The organism is Streptomyces sp. NPDC005266 (assembly GCF_040607655.1).
Taxonomy (GTDB): Bacteria; Actinomycetota; Actinomycetes; order Streptomycetales; family Streptomycetaceae; genus Streptomyces.
Genome location: NZ_JBEXHC010000025.1, coordinates 22727 through 38763 on the forward strand (window position 1 = coordinate 22727; position 16037 = coordinate 38763).

Annotated in this window: 10 protein-coding genes, 3 tRNA genes and 1 pseudogene; 9 read left to right on the forward strand and 5 right to left on the reverse strand. The window is 69.6% G+C overall.

All coding sequences use genetic code 11. From position 1 onward, the window contains the following. Positions 1 to 165: 165 nt before the first annotated feature. Positions 166 to 1596, reverse strand: coding sequence for an FGGY family carbohydrate kinase (locus ABZU99_RS30595; protein WP_356048170.1), 1431 nt, complete (start codon positions 1594 to 1596; stop codon positions 166 to 168). A gap of 25 nt (positions 1597 to 1621) precedes the next feature. Next, the gene (locus ABZU99_RS30600) at positions 1622 to 1972 is read right to left on the reverse strand and encodes a YtxH domain-containing protein (RefSeq protein ID WP_356048168.1); all 351 of its coding nucleotides are present in this window, start codon (positions 1970 to 1972) and stop codon (positions 1622 to 1624) included. 144 nt (positions 1973 to 2116) lie between these two features. Between ABZU99_RS30600 and ABZU99_RS30605 the strand changes: the two genes are divergently transcribed. From ABZU99_RS30605 to ABZU99_RS30615, 3 genes are all read left to right on the forward strand, one after another. Next, positions 2117 to 2189: transfer RNA gene (locus tag ABZU99_RS30605), tRNA-Asn, on the forward strand. Between the two features lie 5 nt (positions 2190 to 2194). After that, positions 2195 to 2267: transfer RNA gene (locus ABZU99_RS30610), tRNA-Asn, on the forward strand. Between the two features lie 200 nt (positions 2268 to 2467). Beyond that, positions 2468 to 2541, forward strand: a tRNA-Ile gene (locus ABZU99_RS30615). 195 nt (positions 2542 to 2736) lie between these two features. Here ABZU99_RS30615 and ABZU99_RS30620 read toward each other — a convergent pair. Next, entirely contained in the window at positions 2737 to 3312 is a 576-nt protein-coding gene (locus ABZU99_RS30620) for a hypothetical protein (RefSeq protein WP_356048166.1), read from the reverse strand. A 29-nt stretch (positions 3313 to 3341) separates the two neighbouring features. Between ABZU99_RS30620 and ABZU99_RS30625 the strand changes: the two are divergent. Continuing rightward, positions 3342 to 3815 (forward strand): annotated as a pseudogene (locus ABZU99_RS30625) (GNAT family N-acetyltransferase); the annotation flags it as partial. Between the two features lie 554 nt (positions 3816 to 4369). Then, entirely contained in the window at positions 4370 to 5524 is a 1155-nt protein-coding gene (locus ABZU99_RS30630) for a hypothetical protein (protein WP_356048164.1), read from the forward strand. Positions 5525 to 6085: 561 nt separating this feature from the next. Here the strand turns inward: ABZU99_RS30630 and ABZU99_RS30635 are convergent. Then, positions 6086 to 7075, reverse strand: coding sequence for an AraC family transcriptional regulator (locus ABZU99_RS30635; protein ID WP_355944073.1), 990 nt, complete (start codon positions 7073 to 7075; stop codon positions 6086 to 6088). A gap of 412 nt (positions 7076 to 7487) precedes the next feature. On the opposite strand from ABZU99_RS30635, the gene ABZU99_RS30640 reads away from it, so the two are divergent. Next, positions 7488 to 8210, forward strand: coding sequence for a response regulator transcription factor (locus tag ABZU99_RS30640; protein ID WP_356048162.1), 723 nt, complete (start codon positions 7488 to 7490; stop codon positions 8208 to 8210). Here the strand turns inward: ABZU99_RS30640 and ABZU99_RS30645 are convergent. Continuing rightward, positions 8194 to 9768 (reverse strand): beta-ketoacyl-[acyl-carrier-protein] synthase family protein, encoded by a 1575-nt coding sequence (locus ABZU99_RS30645; protein WP_355943819.1) that lies wholly within the window; start codon positions 9766 to 9768, stop codon positions 8194 to 8196. The two genes, ABZU99_RS30640 and ABZU99_RS30645, sit on opposite strands and share 17 nt — an antisense overlap. Before the next feature lie 101 nt (positions 9769 to 9869). Between ABZU99_RS30645 and ABZU99_RS30650 the strand changes: the two genes are divergently transcribed. The 3 genes from ABZU99_RS30650 to ABZU99_RS30660 all read left to right on the forward strand — a co-directional run bounded on the left by ABZU99_RS30650 (position 9870) and on the right by ABZU99_RS30660 (position 16035). After that, positions 9870 to 11666, forward strand: a complete 1797-nt coding sequence (locus tag ABZU99_RS30650; RefSeq protein ID WP_356228077.1) for a fatty acyl-AMP ligase — start codon at positions 9870 to 9872, stop codon at positions 11664 to 11666. Between the two features lie 70 nt (positions 11667 to 11736). Then, entirely contained in the window at positions 11737 to 13545 is a 1809-nt protein-coding gene (locus ABZU99_RS30655; protein ID WP_356048157.1) for a fatty acyl-AMP ligase, read from the forward strand. Between the two features lie 543 nt (positions 13546 to 14088). Continuing rightward, positions 14089 to 16035, forward strand: coding sequence for a dynamin family protein (locus ABZU99_RS30660; RefSeq protein ID WP_356048155.1), 1947 nt, complete (start codon positions 14089 to 14091; stop codon positions 16033 to 16035). Positions 16036 to 16037 lie beyond the last annotated feature (2 nt).

Consider the following 16037-nt stretch of genomic DNA (forward strand, 5'->3'; position numbering starts at 1 on the left):
CTCTCGGGCTCAGACGGGATCTCCGACACTCGGGCTCAGACGGGATCTCCGACACTCGGGCTCAGACGGGATCTCCGACACTCGGGCTCAGACGGGATCTCCGACACTCGGGCTCAGACGGGACCTCCAACACCCGGGCTCAGACGGGACCTCCAACACCCGGGCTCAGACGTCGAACGCCCCGGGGTGCGTCTGCTCCCGCACGGCCACGTACTGCTGCCGCACCGCCTGCCCGACCGCCAGTTCGTCCCCCGGCTCGAAGATCTGGCTGGCCGCCGCGGGCCACCGCGGGGGATCCTGCGGCGCGTGGGTGCCGTGCGAGACGCCCAGCGCCCAGGCGGCCTGCCGGGCCGCGCCCAGGGCGGTGTAGTCCGCGGGCTGTGGCACGACCACCTGCGCCCCCAGCAGCGCGGGCGCGATCGCCCGGACGGCCTGCAGATCGGCCGCGGGCCCCAGCAGGAACACCCGCCGCACCTGGACCCCACGGTTGCGCAGCACGTCCAGCGCGTCCGCGAGCCCGCACAGCATCCCCTCGAAGGCGGCCCGCGCCAGATGCTCCGGCTTCATCGACTCGCGCCGCAGCCCGGTCAGCGTGCCCGCCGTATGCGGCAGATGAGGGGTCCGCTCGCCCTCCAGATACGGCAGCAGCACCAGCCCGTACGCACCGGAGGTGGACTTCATCGCGAGCGCGGAGAGCCCCTCCAGATCGGTGCCGAGCAGCTCCGCCGTGCCGCGCAGCACCCGTACGGCGTTGAGCGTGTGCACGACGGGCAGATGCATCCCGGTCGCGTCCGCGTACGACAGGATCGTGCCCGTCGGGTCGGCCAGCGCCTCATGGTGGACGGAGAAGACCGAGCCCGAGGCCCCGAGCGAGATCACCGCGTCGCCGAGCCCGACGCCCAGACCGAAGGCCGCCGCCATGGTCTCGCCCGTCCCGGCGGATATCAGCAGCCCCTCGGGGGTGTGCCCGGCGGCGTCGGCAGGGCCGATGACCTCCGGCAGCCGCACCTGATGACCGAGTGCCAGGTGCACCAGATCGGGGCGCCAGGAGCCGGTCGCCGCCGACCAGTAGCCGCTGCTGGAGGCCGTGCCGCGGTCGGTCGTACGCCGCAGCGGCCGGCCCAGCAGCTGCCACACCAGCCAGTCGTGCGGCTGTATCAGCTCGGCCACGCGCTGCGCCGCCTCCGGCTCGGCCCGCGCCAGCCAGCGCAGCTTGGCCACCGGCTGGGAGGCAGTCGGCACGGAGCCGACGGCCTGGGCCCACGCGGTGCGGCCGCCGAGCGACTCGATGAGGTCGGCGGCCGCGGCCTGGGCGCGCTTGTCGTTGCCCACCAGCGCGGGCCGCACCAGCGCTCCGGCCGCGTCCAGCGCGAGCAGCCCGTGCTGCTGCGCCGAGACGCCGATGGCCTGCACCCCCTCCAGCAGCCCGCCCTCGGCGGCCTCGCCGAGGGACATCAGCCACGCCTGTGGATCCACATCGGCGCCGCCGGCCGGATGCGGGGCGTACCCCTGTCTGAGCACGGCACCCGTATCCATGTCACAGACGACGATTCGTGTGCTGTCGGACGAACTGTCCAACCCGGCGACTATCCCCATGGACCAGATCATGCCACCGCGGAGGCTAGGTGTTGCTGGTGCCCCAGTCGTCCTCCTCCACGCCATGCTCCTCGCGCTGCCCGAACCGCTCCTTCAGCGGCCGGGCCTTCTCCACCGCCTTCACGGCGGCCTGCCGGCCCCCGTGCGCGGCCGACTCGGCCGCATTGCGGACGGCCGGATTCTGCGCGAGCCGCTGCGACCACTTGCGCAGCTGCTCATACCGCTCGCGGCCGGCCCGCGCGCCGAGCACGTAACCCACAGCCATCCCGGTCATGAACGTCAGCCGGTAGCGCATCGACCTGCCCTTCTCGTTGTCCTGCACCTCGGACCCGGAGTCGTGCCGCTCGCCTACCCGCCCACGCCGCAGATCACCCACAGACCATCGACAGATCATCCGGTGACAGCTGCCGGGATACCGATTGGCGGAGCACCCCCCTGCTTGCGCTAATGTATGTGTCGCAGCGAGCGCACGCCGTCCGGGAGCCCCCGGACGAGGGCGCGGTCGAGGCACACGGAGCAATCCCCTGTAGCTCAATTGGCAGAGCAGCCGGCTGTTAACCGGCAGGTTACTGGTTCGAGTCCAGTCGGGGGAGCTCGGTCCCCTGTAGCTCAATTGGCAGAGCATTCGGCTGTTAACCGGAGGGTTACTGGTTCGAGTCCAGTCGGGGGAGCAGCTGAAGAGGGCCCCGCGGGGCCCTTTTTCATGCCCTGCGTCATGCCCTGCTCGATGCCCTGCTTCGTGGCCGCCCAGTGATCCACGTCATGATCGAAGGCATGGGGGTGCCCATCATCGGCCCCCCGAAGCAACAGATCGTATGAGCGGCTATGCTGCGGCAGACGGAGCGCGCAGATGTGCGCGACGCGCCGTTACGGGGCGGTAGCTCAGCCGGTTAGAGCAGCGGACTCATAATCCGTCGGCCGTGGGTTCGAGTCCCACCCGCCCCACCGACGCACTACGCGGGCGGCCCTACTCTGACCTGCGGAAACGAGAGAACGGGGGTCGCCACTCCAGTGTGGCGAACCCCGTTCATCCGTTCAGACCAAGATCCGGTGGACCCGTAGTGGACACAAGGACGGATCAGTGGACACAGGGGCCTCACGCCGCCTTCTGGCGCCTGCACGGAGTATGGCGGCGGGGCCTCATGCCGTGGGCGGGAGGCCCGTGGGCAGCTCCCAGCCATCCAGGCCCGGGGACTCGGAGCGGGCGACAGTGAAGCGCGTGAGCGAGAAGTCCGATCGCTGCTCCTTCGGGTACCGGTCGTTGAAGTTCTCGACCCGAACCAGTTCCAGGTCGTTCGCGGCGCAGTGGTCGCGTATCCACTTCATGGCCGCGTTGGCGGCGTCGTCCTGGCCCCGGTCGGCCAGCACGATCATGCCGAGGGGATCCGAGTCAGGTTGGGTCTGCGCTCCAACGGCCCAGGTGTCCCCTGACCGCCGTGCGCCGTGGGCGAAGAAGGCGGCGAGGTCGCCCTGCCGGGCCGTCTCGGGGATCTCCAGCGGGGTGTGCACCTGGAAAGGGATGTCGCGCGGGACGACAGCCATCACCGACTCGGCCTCGGCTCGCATCATCTCGGGCAGCACGCTGGTGTAGGTGTCGGACGTGATCTGGTGCGAGGAGTGCCCCAGCTTCTCCTGGAAGGCTCGCAGCGGCACAGCGGGGACTTCGTTATCGAGGACGCCGCTGCGCGCCGACCGCTCGGCCGGGTCGGGTTGCACCGCAAGCCCGCTAGTGTCCTGCGCCCCCAGTTAGCACGCTCACATCACCACAGCCGGCCCCAGAGGGCCGGGGTCGAGTCGCGGGCGAGAAAGATCGCGAGCAACTCATGCTCTGGTACCGCGAGTTCGTCGCCGCCATCGGCGGATCCGCCTCCGCGGATGCCGGCTCCTGGGCCGACACACGCATCGCCTCCGGCCGCGTCACGTTCTGGGAGGCGCCGGACGGCACCCCGGTCTCCATGGCGGGTATGAGCCCGATGGTCGCCGGCCAGATCCGGGTGGCCCCCGTCTACACCCCAGCCCATCTGCGCGGCCGCGGTTACGCGGGCGCCGCGACGGTCGAGGTGACTCGGGCCGCGCTGGCCGCAGGCGCGGCGGAGGTCCTGCTGTTCGCGGACCTGGCCAACCCCACCAGCAACGGTCTCTACCAGCGGATCGGGTACCGCCCGATCACCGACTTCGCGGTGTACGACTTCTCGTGTGGCGCACCGGAAGTCCGTTGAAGCACTCAGGAGCGTCCTATCACGGACACCACAGCGAACACCTGTGCCATCAGGAGCCCATCGGCACGCGGGCTGCGGGGATAGATCCAGCCATTGGTCCGCGTTAGCAACAGGGGCCGGTGCCTCGGCAGACTCACAGATGAGGGGTGGCACGGTGGTGAGCCGAGGGCGGCATGACTTCGAACGCTTGCCGCGCCTGTGAACCGCAGCCCGCTCACATTCGGAGATCATTTAAGGGGCAGATTTTGTGACCAGATGGCGGTGCGCCGCGGTGTGTGCCATCGCTACCACGGTAATCGGCAGCGGCTATCGCGCTCTGCGTACTCCTCCGGAGTGGCGGCGAGTCATGTTCGCCGCGACCACTCGTCGACGGGCGGTGAGAAGTCCGCCTGGCAGGCGGCTCATGTGACGCTTTCACGGTGCATCACCGCGGAGAGGTGGCCGGGCGTGCGTGTCGCCGCCGTCCTTCGGGAGCGTGCCGTTACCGTGATTCGGCGCGGCCTCACGGCCCGCCCCAGCACCTGCTGCTCACATCGCGGAAGACGGGAGTGGTGATGCGGGCTACGCCCGATACGGACAACGGGCAGCCGCGCGTTGTGGTGGGCCTCCTCGCCGATCCGGACACTCCGGCGGAACTGGCGGAGGAGCTGGCCGATGATCTGCCGGAACTGCTCGCCGAAGCCGTGAACCGAGACATCGAGTGGAGCCTGCGGGTCGTCCGTGACCCGCTGACCGCCACGTTGCACGACAGCGTCGCGATCCTCAACGCGACACGGGAGCACAAGCTCCGGGAGAACTGGGACATCGCCATCTGCCTCACCGATCTGCCCTTGCGCACCGGCGGGCGACCACTGGTGGTCGATGTGGACGCCGAAGACCGGGTGGCGCTGGTGTCGCTGCCCGCGCTCGGCGGGATCTTCCTACGGCGGCGGCTCCGTCGCTCCGTCGTCCGGCTCCTGAAAGATCTGATGCTCACCACGACCGGCGACGGCTCCACGCGGCCGGGCCAGGGCACCACCGGACCGATCGTTCCGGAGCGGACCGCCCCCGTGAAGCGCGTGGCGACGGACGAAGAGATTGTCGATCTGCGGATCGTGGGGTCTCCGGCGAGAGGACGCCTGCGCCTGCTGCTCGGAATGGTGCGCGCCAACGGCCCTTGGCGGCTGGTCCCCGCCCTCGCCAAGGCGCTCGCTGCCGCGCTGGCCACCAGCGCCATCGCCGTGATGAACGGGGCTGTGTGGAACGTGGCCACCGGGATCCGGGCCGAGCGGCTCGCCGCGATCTCCCTCTTCTCGGTGGCGTCCATGGTGACCTGGCTCATCGTCCACCGGCGTCTGTGGGAGCGGCCCGATTCTCCCTCCCCCGAGGACAGGGAGAAGGCGGCGCTGTACAACGCCTCCACGGTCCTGACCCTGTCCCTGGGCGTCCTGGTCGGTCTCGTCGGCCTCTATGTCGTGGACTTCGCGGTGTCCTTGTTCCTCATTGAGGGCGGAGTGCTGGCCAAGCAGGTGGGTCGCCCGGTCGGACTGGGCGACTACGCGCGCCTGGCGTCGCTGGCGAGCGCGGCGGCCATCGTGGGCGGAGCCCTCGGATCCGAATTCGAGAGCGACGAAGCGGTGCGCCGCGCCGCCTACGGAAAACGGGAACGACAGCGCCGCGAGCAAGCGGAGCGTGAACGACAGCAGGCCGACGCCGCGCAGTCCGGGTAGGCGCCGGCAGCGTGGACGATGGCCCCCGCGCATGGCGCCATGCGCGGGGGCCTCATCACAAAGGTGGCGGCGGGACCGTCCGGACCCATCCGGCATGCGGACGGGCCCGGACGGAATTTCGGGAGGGGTTACCGGTCGGTCGCGCTCTGTGCCGCCGGTTTCACCGGCTCGGCCGGCTCCGCGGGGAGCCGGCCCCCGGCCAGGCGCCGTAGCAGCGCCGGACGATGGAGACCGTCGAGCGCAGCCGGTTCACGAGCACGTGCTGGGGCCTCGGCGTGAGTTCCTCCGCAGGGGCAGGACAGCGCCGACCTGATTGCTGTCCTCGACGCCTGCGCCGAGCTGCTCGCCGGCTGCTGAGGAGCCCGAGCTGCCCCAATTGATCATGGGTTCAGCCGCTGGAGCGAGACGTTCGTGTGGGTGTGCGCGCCGAGTCTGGTGGCGTTGTTCATGCTGGTCACGTGGCGCACGGCCCTCCGTTCCGGTCAGGGGCGCGCGCCCGTCACGAGGCGGTCGAGCGAGGATTCGACAGCGGAACGGACGCGCCGCCTGCTGGATCCCGCCTCAGGCGTGTGTCCTCGACAGGTTGCGTACTGATCGCGTTCGGTAGGCACCGGGGGTCGCACCGGTCCACCGGCGGAACGCGCGGATGAAGGCCGCCGCGTCGGCGTACCCGAGACGTACGGCGATCTGGTCGACCCCGAGTCCGAGGGTGGACAGCATCTCAACAGCACGAGCGTGCCGCGCTGCGTCGACCAGACGCCGGTAGGACGTGCCCTCCACCGCCAGGCGCCGGTGCAGAGTGCGGGTGGAGACGTGCAGCGCGGCTGCGGCAACGCCCATGTCGGGGATGCCGTCCGGCCACTGCATGAGCAGCTCCCGTACCCGCGCTGCGAATCCGGTGTCGGTGCGCCGGGCCAGCAGGAGCCTGCACTCGCGTTCGCACACCTGCATGGTGTGCCGGTCAGCCTGCGGCAGAGACTGCTCCAGTACCGCCGTCAGGATGACGATCGCGTTGCGCGGCGCCCCGAAGGCGATGGGCACGTCGTCAAACGCCTCGGACGGGGCGGACTTTTCGGGCCGTGGGAAGCGCAGATCCAGCCGGTGGGGAGTGAAGGGCCGACCCACAATGGTGTCAAGGATGGTGCGGATATTGGCAATTTCTCGCTCAATGAAGAAGTGCCGGACGGGCGGGGGCACCAGCCCGTCGTCCAGGACGAGACGGACCTCGTTTCCGTCCTCCTGAAGGTGGATCCCGACCATGGCGAAGGTGAGTTCCAGGTAGCGCAATCCCACAGCCGCGGCCTCGCGTAGCGTCGGGCTGGCGAGCAGCGCGAAGCCCAGCACGCTGTACGTACGCAGCGGAATCCGGCTGCCGACCTCAAGCCCCAGGCCGGGAGCGTCGCCCGTGGCGCGGACCAGGTTCTGCGCCACAGTGAGCTCCTGCCAGGCCCGGACATGTGCGGCATCGTCGGCAAGAGCGTTCTCGTCCACACCGCTGCCGGCGAGGCTCGCCCGTACGGGCACTCCGCGCCCGACGCCCACATCCACCATCGCGCGCACGCCTGCGATGCCTCGCTTGAAGAGCCGCGGAGCTGTGGAGACTTCGCCGGAGGCCGCCCTGTGTCCGGAACGGCCAACAGCATGGCCGCCATTGCCTGGAACCAGCACTGCCAATCCCCCTAGCATCGGAAGGGACCGATGCGGCGTATCCCGCCGTAGGCTGCCCGTCAGCTTAGTCCAGATGTGCGTGCGGACCAGGGGGCGTGCGCCTTATCGGCCACCACTGCCTATAGCGCTCGGCGCGCCCCCACGGTCATCACGTGTGCAACCGCTGTACCCCAAACATTCTCCAGCACAGCCAGTGAAACGCACAGTTCCGGTTGCTGGTTGCCGAAGGCAACGGGCACTTCCGAACATCGCACAGGCGGAGCGGATGATAGACGACTTCAGCACGTTGGAAGTAATGCTGGTCGACAATGAGGATCTCGTGCGTCGCGGATTCCGTCAGGCTCTCGGGGAGGCGCCGGATATCACGGTGGTCGCCGATGCGAGGGTCGGCGAGGAAGCATTACGCATGGCCGAGCTGCGGCGGCCGAAGGTCGTCCTCGTGGATGCCGAATACGAATTTATCCGGAAACTCACCCAGCCTTTGGGGACGGCAGTACCCGGAATCGCGCCTGGGGTGATTGTCCTGACCAGCAACGCCCTTGACAGCCATCTGTTCTGGTCGCTGAAGGCGGGCGCACGTGGTTTTTTGCTCAAGAGTGCCAGCCAGGACGAGCTGATCTCAGCCGTCCGTGCGGTTGCTGACGGCGCGGCCTTCTTGTGCCCCGCGATGACCCGACGGCTGATCGATCGGTTCGAGATCCTGCCGCCGCCGCATGAGCGGTCTCACGCGGCCGCCCTGGCAAGCCTGAGCGGCCGCGAGACCCAAGTTCTCCGCGGTATAGCCATGGGCAGGTCGAACCAGGAGATCGCCCACGAACTGCATGTCACGCTCGCCACCGTGAAGTCCCACGTCTCGCGCGTCCTCGCCAAGCTCGAGTTGCCGAACCGGATGCACGCGGCGCTGATGGCCCAGCGGAGCGGTCTCGTGCACCCGCCCCAGCCACCGCGGGCCAAACAAGCCCCGGCGGGCCCCTGTCCTCCGGCGCGTCCCGAGCCCGTGGTCAGGCGGGCTTGGTGAACGCGAGGACCACGTTGTGACCGCCGAAACCGAAGGAGTTCGAGATGGCCGCGGTGACCCTGCTGCGCCGATGGGTTCCCGTGACGATTTCCACCTTCACCTCGGGATCCTTGTCGTCGAGGTTCCTGGTCGCGGGAATCACATCGGTGAAGACGCTCAGGACCGTGAAGATGGCCTCGATCGCGCCGGCCCCGCCTATGAGATGGCCGGTGATCGACTTGGTCGCCGTCACAAGAGCATGCGGACCGAGCGATTCCAGCAATGCCGCCGCCTCGATACGGTCACCGACGGGCGTACCGGGTGCGTGTGCGTTGACGTGAACAATGTCCTGCGGGCCGAGGCCGCCGGAGAGCAAGGCCTCGCGGATCGCGCTGATCTGACCGTCCGCTGACGGAGATGTCATGGTGTGCGCGTCGGAGCTCATCCCTGTACCGGCGAGCGTGGCATACATCCGCGCGCCACGAGCTTTCGCGAACTCGGTTCGCTCCAGCACGACGGCGCCGCCGCCCTCGGACATGACGAAGCCGTCACGGGCGCTGTCGAACGGCCGCGATGCGTTCTGAGGGTCCTCATGACGGCCGGACAGGGCTCCCATACGGGCGAAAGCCGCCATGGACAGCCGGGCGATGCATGCCTCGGCGCCGCCGGCGACAACGACATCGGCCCGCCCGGCACGCAGTATGGCGAGCCCCATGGCTATTGCCTCCGCTCCGGAGGCGCAGGCGCTGGTCGGCGCGTGGGCACCGGCCCGGGCGTCGAGGGCCAGACTGACGGCGGCGGCCGGACCGTTGGGCATCAGCATTGTCACCGCGAACGGCGACACGCGGCCCGGCCCCTTGGCCAAGGACAGGTCGTGCTGGTCGATCAGCGTCCCCCCGCCGCCGAGGCCGGTGCCGATCACCACGGCCAGCCGCTCCGGCGCCACCTCGGGCGCGTCGGCGTCGGCCCATGCCTGCCGGGCAGCCACCATCGCGATCTGCTGGCAGCGGTCCATCCGTCGGGCCTCGACCCGGTCCAGTACCTCGGTCGGTTCCTGACTCAGCCGGCCTGCCAGCCGTACGGGCAGATCGCGAGCCCACGGTTGGTCGAGCACGGTGATCGGGGATTCGCCGGCGAGCAGCGCCTTCCAGGTGGAGTGGACGTCGCCACCCAGCGGCGTGGTCATTCCCAAACCGGTGACCACAACGCCGGTCGTACCGAGGACCTCCCCGTCCGGGCGACCGGGGAGATCGGGGAGTTCGGGGAGCTTCGGATAACCCAAGAAGTAGTCGTCAGATGCGTCGTAGGACATCGAGTTTCCCTTTCTGAAGCTTCTGGGAAGTGCGCTCCCTTGGATACGGGCCATTCGTCGTCCACTGGCCGTCGTCATGACGGTAGTCAGTACGGTGCGCTTTCCGTAACGGCCGACGGACGGAACCGTGACGGCGACCGGAGGATGGGTTTCATCCGTCTTCCGGCTTACTCGAAACTCGCCTCCGGTCGGGGGATGGACACCATCCCGCGGCGGATACCCGATGTTTCTCTGCCGACTTAGCATCTCTTCGAGTGGAACGACCATGACGCACACGTACAGCAATGGCTGGATACGTAACCAAGTTCCGGCGGGTCGTGGGGGATGGCAGGGCAATGCCAATGGCCGAGCCGAACAGGAGGACCACGATGTCAGAGGATGCCCTCACAGAATTCCGACTGGAGCCGACGACCTTGGTCGAGCTCTGCAGATATCGCGCGTCCAGGGAGCCGGATCGGGCGATGTTCGCCTTCCTGGAGAACGGCCTCGAAGAGTCCGACTCGCTCACCCTCGCCCAACTGGACGCCCGGGCGAGGGCAATCGCGGCGCGTCTGAGCAGGCAAGCCCCGCAGGGCGCCCGAGCCGTGCTGAGTTACCCGCCCGGCCTGGACTTCGTGTCCGCCTTCTTCGGCTGCCTGTATGCCGGCCTGATAGCGGTGCCGGCTCCTCCGGTGCTGCGCGTCGGAGTCGACGACCGGTATACGCGCTTCCGGGAAATCGTCAGCAGCTGCCAGCCGGATGTGCTGCTGTCGAACGGGTCAAGGCTGAACCGTGTCGACGCGTTGCTGAAGGACATCTCCACACCACGCCGGCCGACCTCTGTGGCCACCGACGAGATCAGTGACACGGACGCGTACGGCTGGAATGCCCCCGGCATCGGCCCGGACACGATCGCGTACCTGCAGTACACCTCCGGCACGACCGGTCCGCCCCGGGGTGTGGAGCTCACCCATGGCAACGTCCTGCACAACCTCTCGCTGATCTTGGACAACGGTACCCAGGCCACGGACGACTTCGACCGGCTGCCGCCTGTCGTGTCCTGGCTGCCCGTGTTCCACGACATGGGACTGATCAGCGGGGTACTGCAGCCGATCTACGCCGGGTACGACGCCGTACTGATGCCGCCCTCGGCGTTCACCCAGCATCCGGTCAACTGGCTCCGCGCGATATCGGACCGCGGAGCGGGCATCACTTCGGCACCCGGTTTCGGGTACGAGTTGTGCCTGCGGCGCATCTCCGAGGAGCAGCTGCGTTCCCTCGATCTCAGCGCCTGGCGGATCGCGGTGGTCGGCGACGAGCCGGTGCGCGCAGAGATGATCGACCAGTTCAGCGCCATGCTCGCCCCGTTCGGCTTCCGCCGCGAGGCGTTCTTCCCGAGTTACGGCATCGCCGAGTCCACTGTCATGCTCAGCGGCGGGCCGGTGGAGGCCGAACCGGTGATCCGCCGGTTCGACGCGGTGGCGCTGGCGAAAGGCAAGGTGCAGCGAGCCGGTCGCGAGGACGAGGCCCGCCGGCTGGTCGGCCTGGGCCAGGTACACCCGTCCATGGCCATCGCGGTGGTGGATCCGGCCACCGGAGATCCGTGCGCCCCGGACGAGACAGGGGAGATCCTGGCTTCCGGACCGAGTATCGGTGCCGCGTACTGGAACGCCCCGAAGGACACGGCGCGTACGTTCAACGCCACCGTGCGCGGCCACGAGGGCCGCCGGTTCCTGCGCACCGGCAGCCTGGGCTTTCTGGACGGCGGACAGCTCTTCGTCACCTGCCGTGTGGACGACCTCATCGTCATGGAGGGCATGCAGCACTACCCGTACGACATCGAGGCGATCGCGGCGGCAAGCCATCCCGCCATACGGGAGGGCTACTGCTGCGCCCTCACCGTCGAGGACGGCGGACGCACGCGCCTCGTCGTCCTGGCTGAGATCAACAGCCGGTACCGCGTCATGACCGGCGCCGTCCCGGACACGCCGTCGGGTGCCCGCGCGACCCTCGCGGCGGATGAGGTCGAAGAAGCCGTCCGGGGGGCCGTCTTCGCCGCGCATGGCCTCCGGGCCGACGACGTTCTCCTGGTCAAGGCCGGTGCGCTGCCGTTCACCACCAGCGGCAAGTTGCAGCGCGCACAGTGCCGGTCCAGGTATCGGGCGCGGGCCTTCGCGACAGTCTGAACCTCGCTCCACGCGGGGGCGCGCGAACTGCCCGCGGCCTTCTTCCTCTTCCTCCGTTTGGAGTGGTCACATGCGAACCAATCACGAGCACGGTGTCCGCCTGCCCGAGGCGGTGGCCGGCGATCACGGCGCACTGCCGACGCTGATCGACCTGTGCCGCACTCGTGCGGCTGCCGAGCCCGACCGGAAGAGCTTTGTGTTCCTGGGCGACGGGGTCGAGGAATCAGAATCACTGACCCTGGCCGAACTCGACCGCCGGGCGCGGGCGGTCGCCGTGACGCTACGACAGCAGGTTCCTGAAGCGCGGGCACGCGCGCTGCTGAGTTACCCGCCGGGACTGGATTTCCACGTCGCCTTCCTGGGCTGCGTCTACGCGGGTCTGATCCCGGTGCCGGTGGCTCCGCTCGACGGCACGCGGAGCAATGCCAAATGGACCCGGGTGGAGTCGATCGCCGCGAGTTCCGAGCCCTCGCTGTTCCTGTCGACCGGCCCTGTGCTTGCCGCCGCGGAGCACGTCCTCACCCACGCCGAAGGGCTCGCCCGACTCAACCGGGTGGCGACCGACGAGGTACGCCCGGATCTGGCCCCGGAGTGGACCCCACCGGTGGCCGCCGCTGAGATGGTCGCCTATCTGCAGTACTCCTCGGGATCGACCGGTGTGCCGAAAGGCGTCGCGATCACTCACGGCAATGTGCTGCACAATCTGTCGTTGATATACGACTACACGCGTCGGTCTGCCGACGACGCGGGGCTGCCCCGCCCGTCGTCGGTATCGTGGCTGCCACCGCACCACAACATGGGCCTCATCTGCAATGTCCTCGACCCCCTTTTCTCCGGCCGGGACGTCACCCTGCTGCCGACGATGACCTTCGTGCAGCGTCCGCTCACGTGGCTGCGGGCCATCTCCCGGCTTGGACGCGCGGACAGCTGCGCGCCGAACTTCGCCTACGACCTGTGTGTCCGCCGGGTGACGGACGCTCAGCGCCGAGAACTCGACCTCAGTCGCTGGGAGATGGCGCTGGTCGGAGGTGAGCCCGTCCGCTCCGATACGCTCGACCGCTTCAGCGCGGCATTCGCGGAGGCCGGCTTCCGGCGCGAGGCGCTGTCCCCCGCGTACGGTCTCGCCGAGGCGACAGTGATGGTCACGGCCGTGCCGGTCGGCCAGGCCCCGGAAGTCCTGCGGCTGGACTCCGAGGCGCTCGCCGCCGGAAAGGTGCGCCCAGCCGTGTCGGCACAGGACAGACGGGAGCTGGTCGGCTGCGGCTCGATCCATCCGTTGAGCACGGCTATAACCGTCGACCGGGAGACAGGCAAGCCCTGCGGGGAGGACGAGGTGGGTGAGATCTTCGTATCCGGCCCAAGCGTCGCGACGGGGTATCTGAACGCTCCCAAGGAGACTGCCGAGACCTTCATGGGGTCCATTCCCGACCAGCCGGGGGAGCGGTTTCTCCGTACGGGTGACCTCGGATTTGTGCAGAACGGGGAGCTGTTCGTCACCGGCCGGGCAAAGGATGTCATCATCATCGCCGGTGCCAACCACTACCCGCAGGACATCGAGGCCACCGTTGAGGCCAGCCACCCGGCCGTCCGCGCGTTCGGTACTTGCGCGGTGTCGGTCGACGACGGCGCACACGAACGGCTCATCGTGCTCGCCGAGACGACGACGGCAGCCGGAGGCGAGACCTGTGATCAGGTGACCGCCCAGGAGATCAAGCAGGAAATCAGGCGCGCGGTCCATGCGGGACACCGCATCCAGGTGCACGATGTCGTCCTTCTCAAGCCGGGGACGCTGCCGCTCACGACGACCGGCAAGCTGCGGCGGCGCGACAGCCGGGACCGATACCTCGGGGGTTCCTTCGAGGCGGCCCTCATCGAATGAGGGTGCGCCCGCCGCGCGTCCGGTGCGCTGGCCGGGCCTTGCCGGCCAGGGCACCGCGCAGGCTCGCCGACGCCGGATCCTGCCGGTCGGATCCGGTCGGATCCGGTCGGCTGACATGGCTCAAGCCTGGAGACTGCACGTTGCCCGCCGGTTCCGACCGGCGGGCAACGCGTCTTCCCGGTCGGGCGTCGGTCACGAGCTGAAGGGCACCCGAGTCCAGCTCAGGACCTACTTGCTGCCGGGGGCGACGGTCAGCTTCAGCCAGTCGGTGGCGTGGCTCGACCCGTCGACGGCGATGTGCGTCAGGTTCGGCGCGGCGATCGTGACGCCTTAGCGGAGCCGGCAGTCGCCGGCTCCGTTCTGACCTGCGCAAACTCCTTTATGGAGGTGGAGTCCAACGCGCTGACCCGGGACTTTGCGGGAGCGCTCCGGCGGACACCCGCGCTCAGCCGCGCGGGGTGGCGGCGGGGCACCTCTCCCGATCCCATCCGATCCCATCATCTGACGAGATGCCGACTCTGCCATCGGCCCTACGTTGGCGCCGTGACAGGAAAGTCGGTGATCAACGGCCCGGGGGATGCGTCGGCCCTGGCGGTCGCGGGGCATCTGCGGTGGGTCCACAGCCTGCTCGCCGGTCCCGATCTCCCCGCCGAACGCCGGGACGTGCTGCGCTCCCGGCTGTGGTCGGTTCAGGCGCGGGTCGCGGATCCCGAGTTGCGCGTCGCGGTGTTCGGTGAGACGTCCAGCGGGAAGAGCACACTGCTCAACGCCTTTCTGCGGCGGCGGATGCTGCCCTCCTCGGCCCGGGTGACCACACGCACCACCACGGTGCTGCGGTACCGGGACGGCGCGGAAGGCCTGATGGTCCGTACCGCTGACGACGCCGTGCTGAGATGGCCCTCGGAACCGTTCGCCCGGTGGACGGGGCATTCGTACGGGCCCGGGGCCGCCGCCCTGGAAGGCGCGCTGGAACGGGTGCTGACCACCGACCTGGCCGAGCAGGTACGGGGCCTGCAGATCCTCTCGCCGGTCCGGTTGCTGGGCGGCGGTGTCACGGTGGTCGACACGCCGGGGTTCAGCGTGACCGACCGGGGACATCGGGAACTGGCCGTGGCGGCGGCGCGCCAGGCGGACGTGGCGCTGGTGGTGGTGCCCGCCGTCGCCGCGATGTCGCTGACCCTGGTGGACTTCCTGACCGGACCGCTGCGGGACCACCACGACCGGTGCGCGTTCGTTCTGACGAAGATCGACCTGCTCGAGGAGGACGAGCGTCCCGAGGCCGTCGAGGTCGTCGAGCACCGGTTGCAGGAGCTGGGCATCGTGGACGCCGTACTCCTGCCCTGCGCCCCGGGCAAGGCCCTGGCGGAGGCCGTCGAGGCCGATGGCAGGGTGCCGGACGAGTCCGGTCATCTCGCGCCGTTCCTCACGGTCGAGGCGCGGATCGCGAGGCTGGCCGCGGACCGGCGTCGGTCCGCCGTGGCCGCCACCGTCCTGGGACTGCTCTCGGAACTGCTGTCGGCGGTGGAGGAGACCGCCGACCGCCGTCGCGCCGAGCTCAGCAGCTCCAGCCGCGAGCTTGCCACCCTGACGCTGCCGGACTTCACGGCCTTCCTGGAGGCGTGGGCCGAACGCGGCCTCAGCCGGCTCAGCACCGAGCCGCACCTGGGCGACCCGACCCGCGGTCTCTCCGCGGTCAGGGCGAAGCTCGAGGACAAGGTCGCCGACGCGGTGGCGGGCGACAAGATCAACAAAATGGCCGAGGCCGCGGCGGAGGTGTCGCGTCTCGTCCGGGGGCGCCTGGGGCGGTACGCCGAGAGGGCCCTTGGCAAGGCGGCTCACCGGGCGGGCGAACTGCTGGCGTCCGCCGCGGACGAACTCGCCCGCGACTTCGCTGCCCAGTACAGCAGCATGGCCGGGCTCGCAGGCGAGACGCGGACCGCTCCCACGGCGCCCCCGGTGGCCCTGACGGAGCTGCCCGCCCCGGACCTGTCCGGCATCGACCAGGCGCTGACCTCGATCGGCGCCCGACTGGAGACCGGTGACAACTGGCGCACCGGCGGGGGAGCGGCGGCCGGCGCCATCGCCGGCAGCCTCATAGCCCCCGGCATCGGCACCGTCCTCGGCGGGCTGCTCGGCGCCTTCATCGGCGTACGCGGCTCCGACGCCACCCGGCAGCAGTTCCTGGACCAGGCCCGCCCGGTGATCGACGCCGCACACGCCGAGATCGGTGCCCTCGTGGCCGCGTACGTCTCGCGCGCCCATCAGGGCGTCACCGAAGGCATCGCCGCGCTTCGCCGACAGTACGACGACGAGTGGCGCGAGGAGATCGCCCGCCTCACCGCGGCCAACGACCGGCAGCGGGACCGCCTCGCCGCCGGGATCACCGCCGCCGAGCAAGCCGCGGCGGCCGCCCGGCGCCGCCGTGAGCGGGTCGCCGCCATGCGCCGGGAGACCACCCCCCGTACCGCCCCTGAACCGGAGGAGCCGTGACC

Excerpts from the sequence above, each read along its gene's own strand:
- ABZU99_RS30640 (WP_356048162.1), top strand. The coding sequence starts at position 7,488 with ATGCTGGTCGACAATGAGGATCTCGTGCGTCGCGGATTCCGTCAGGCT.
- ABZU99_RS30635 (WP_355944073.1), bottom strand. The coding sequence starts at position 7,075 with ATGGTGGATGTGGGCGTCGGGCGCGGAGTGCCCGTACGGGCGAGCCTC.
- ABZU99_RS30645 (WP_355943819.1), bottom strand. The coding sequence starts at position 9,768 with ATGGTCGTTCCACTCGAAGAGATGCTAAGTCGGCAGAGAAACATCGGG.
- ABZU99_RS30655 (WP_356048157.1), top strand. The coding sequence starts at position 11,737 with ATGCGAACCAATCACGAGCACGGTGTCCGCCTGCCCGAGGCGGTGGCC.
- ABZU99_RS30650 (WP_356228077.1), top strand. The coding sequence starts at position 9,870 with ATGTCAGAGGATGCCCTCACAGAATTCCGACTGGAGCCGACGACCTTG.
- ABZU99_RS30595 (WP_356048170.1), bottom strand. The coding sequence starts at position 1,596 with ATGGGGATAGTCGCCGGGTTGGACAGTTCGTCCGACAGCACACGAATC.
- ABZU99_RS30630 (WP_356048164.1), top strand. The coding sequence starts at position 4,370 with ATGCGGGCTACGCCCGATACGGACAACGGGCAGCCGCGCGTTGTGGTG.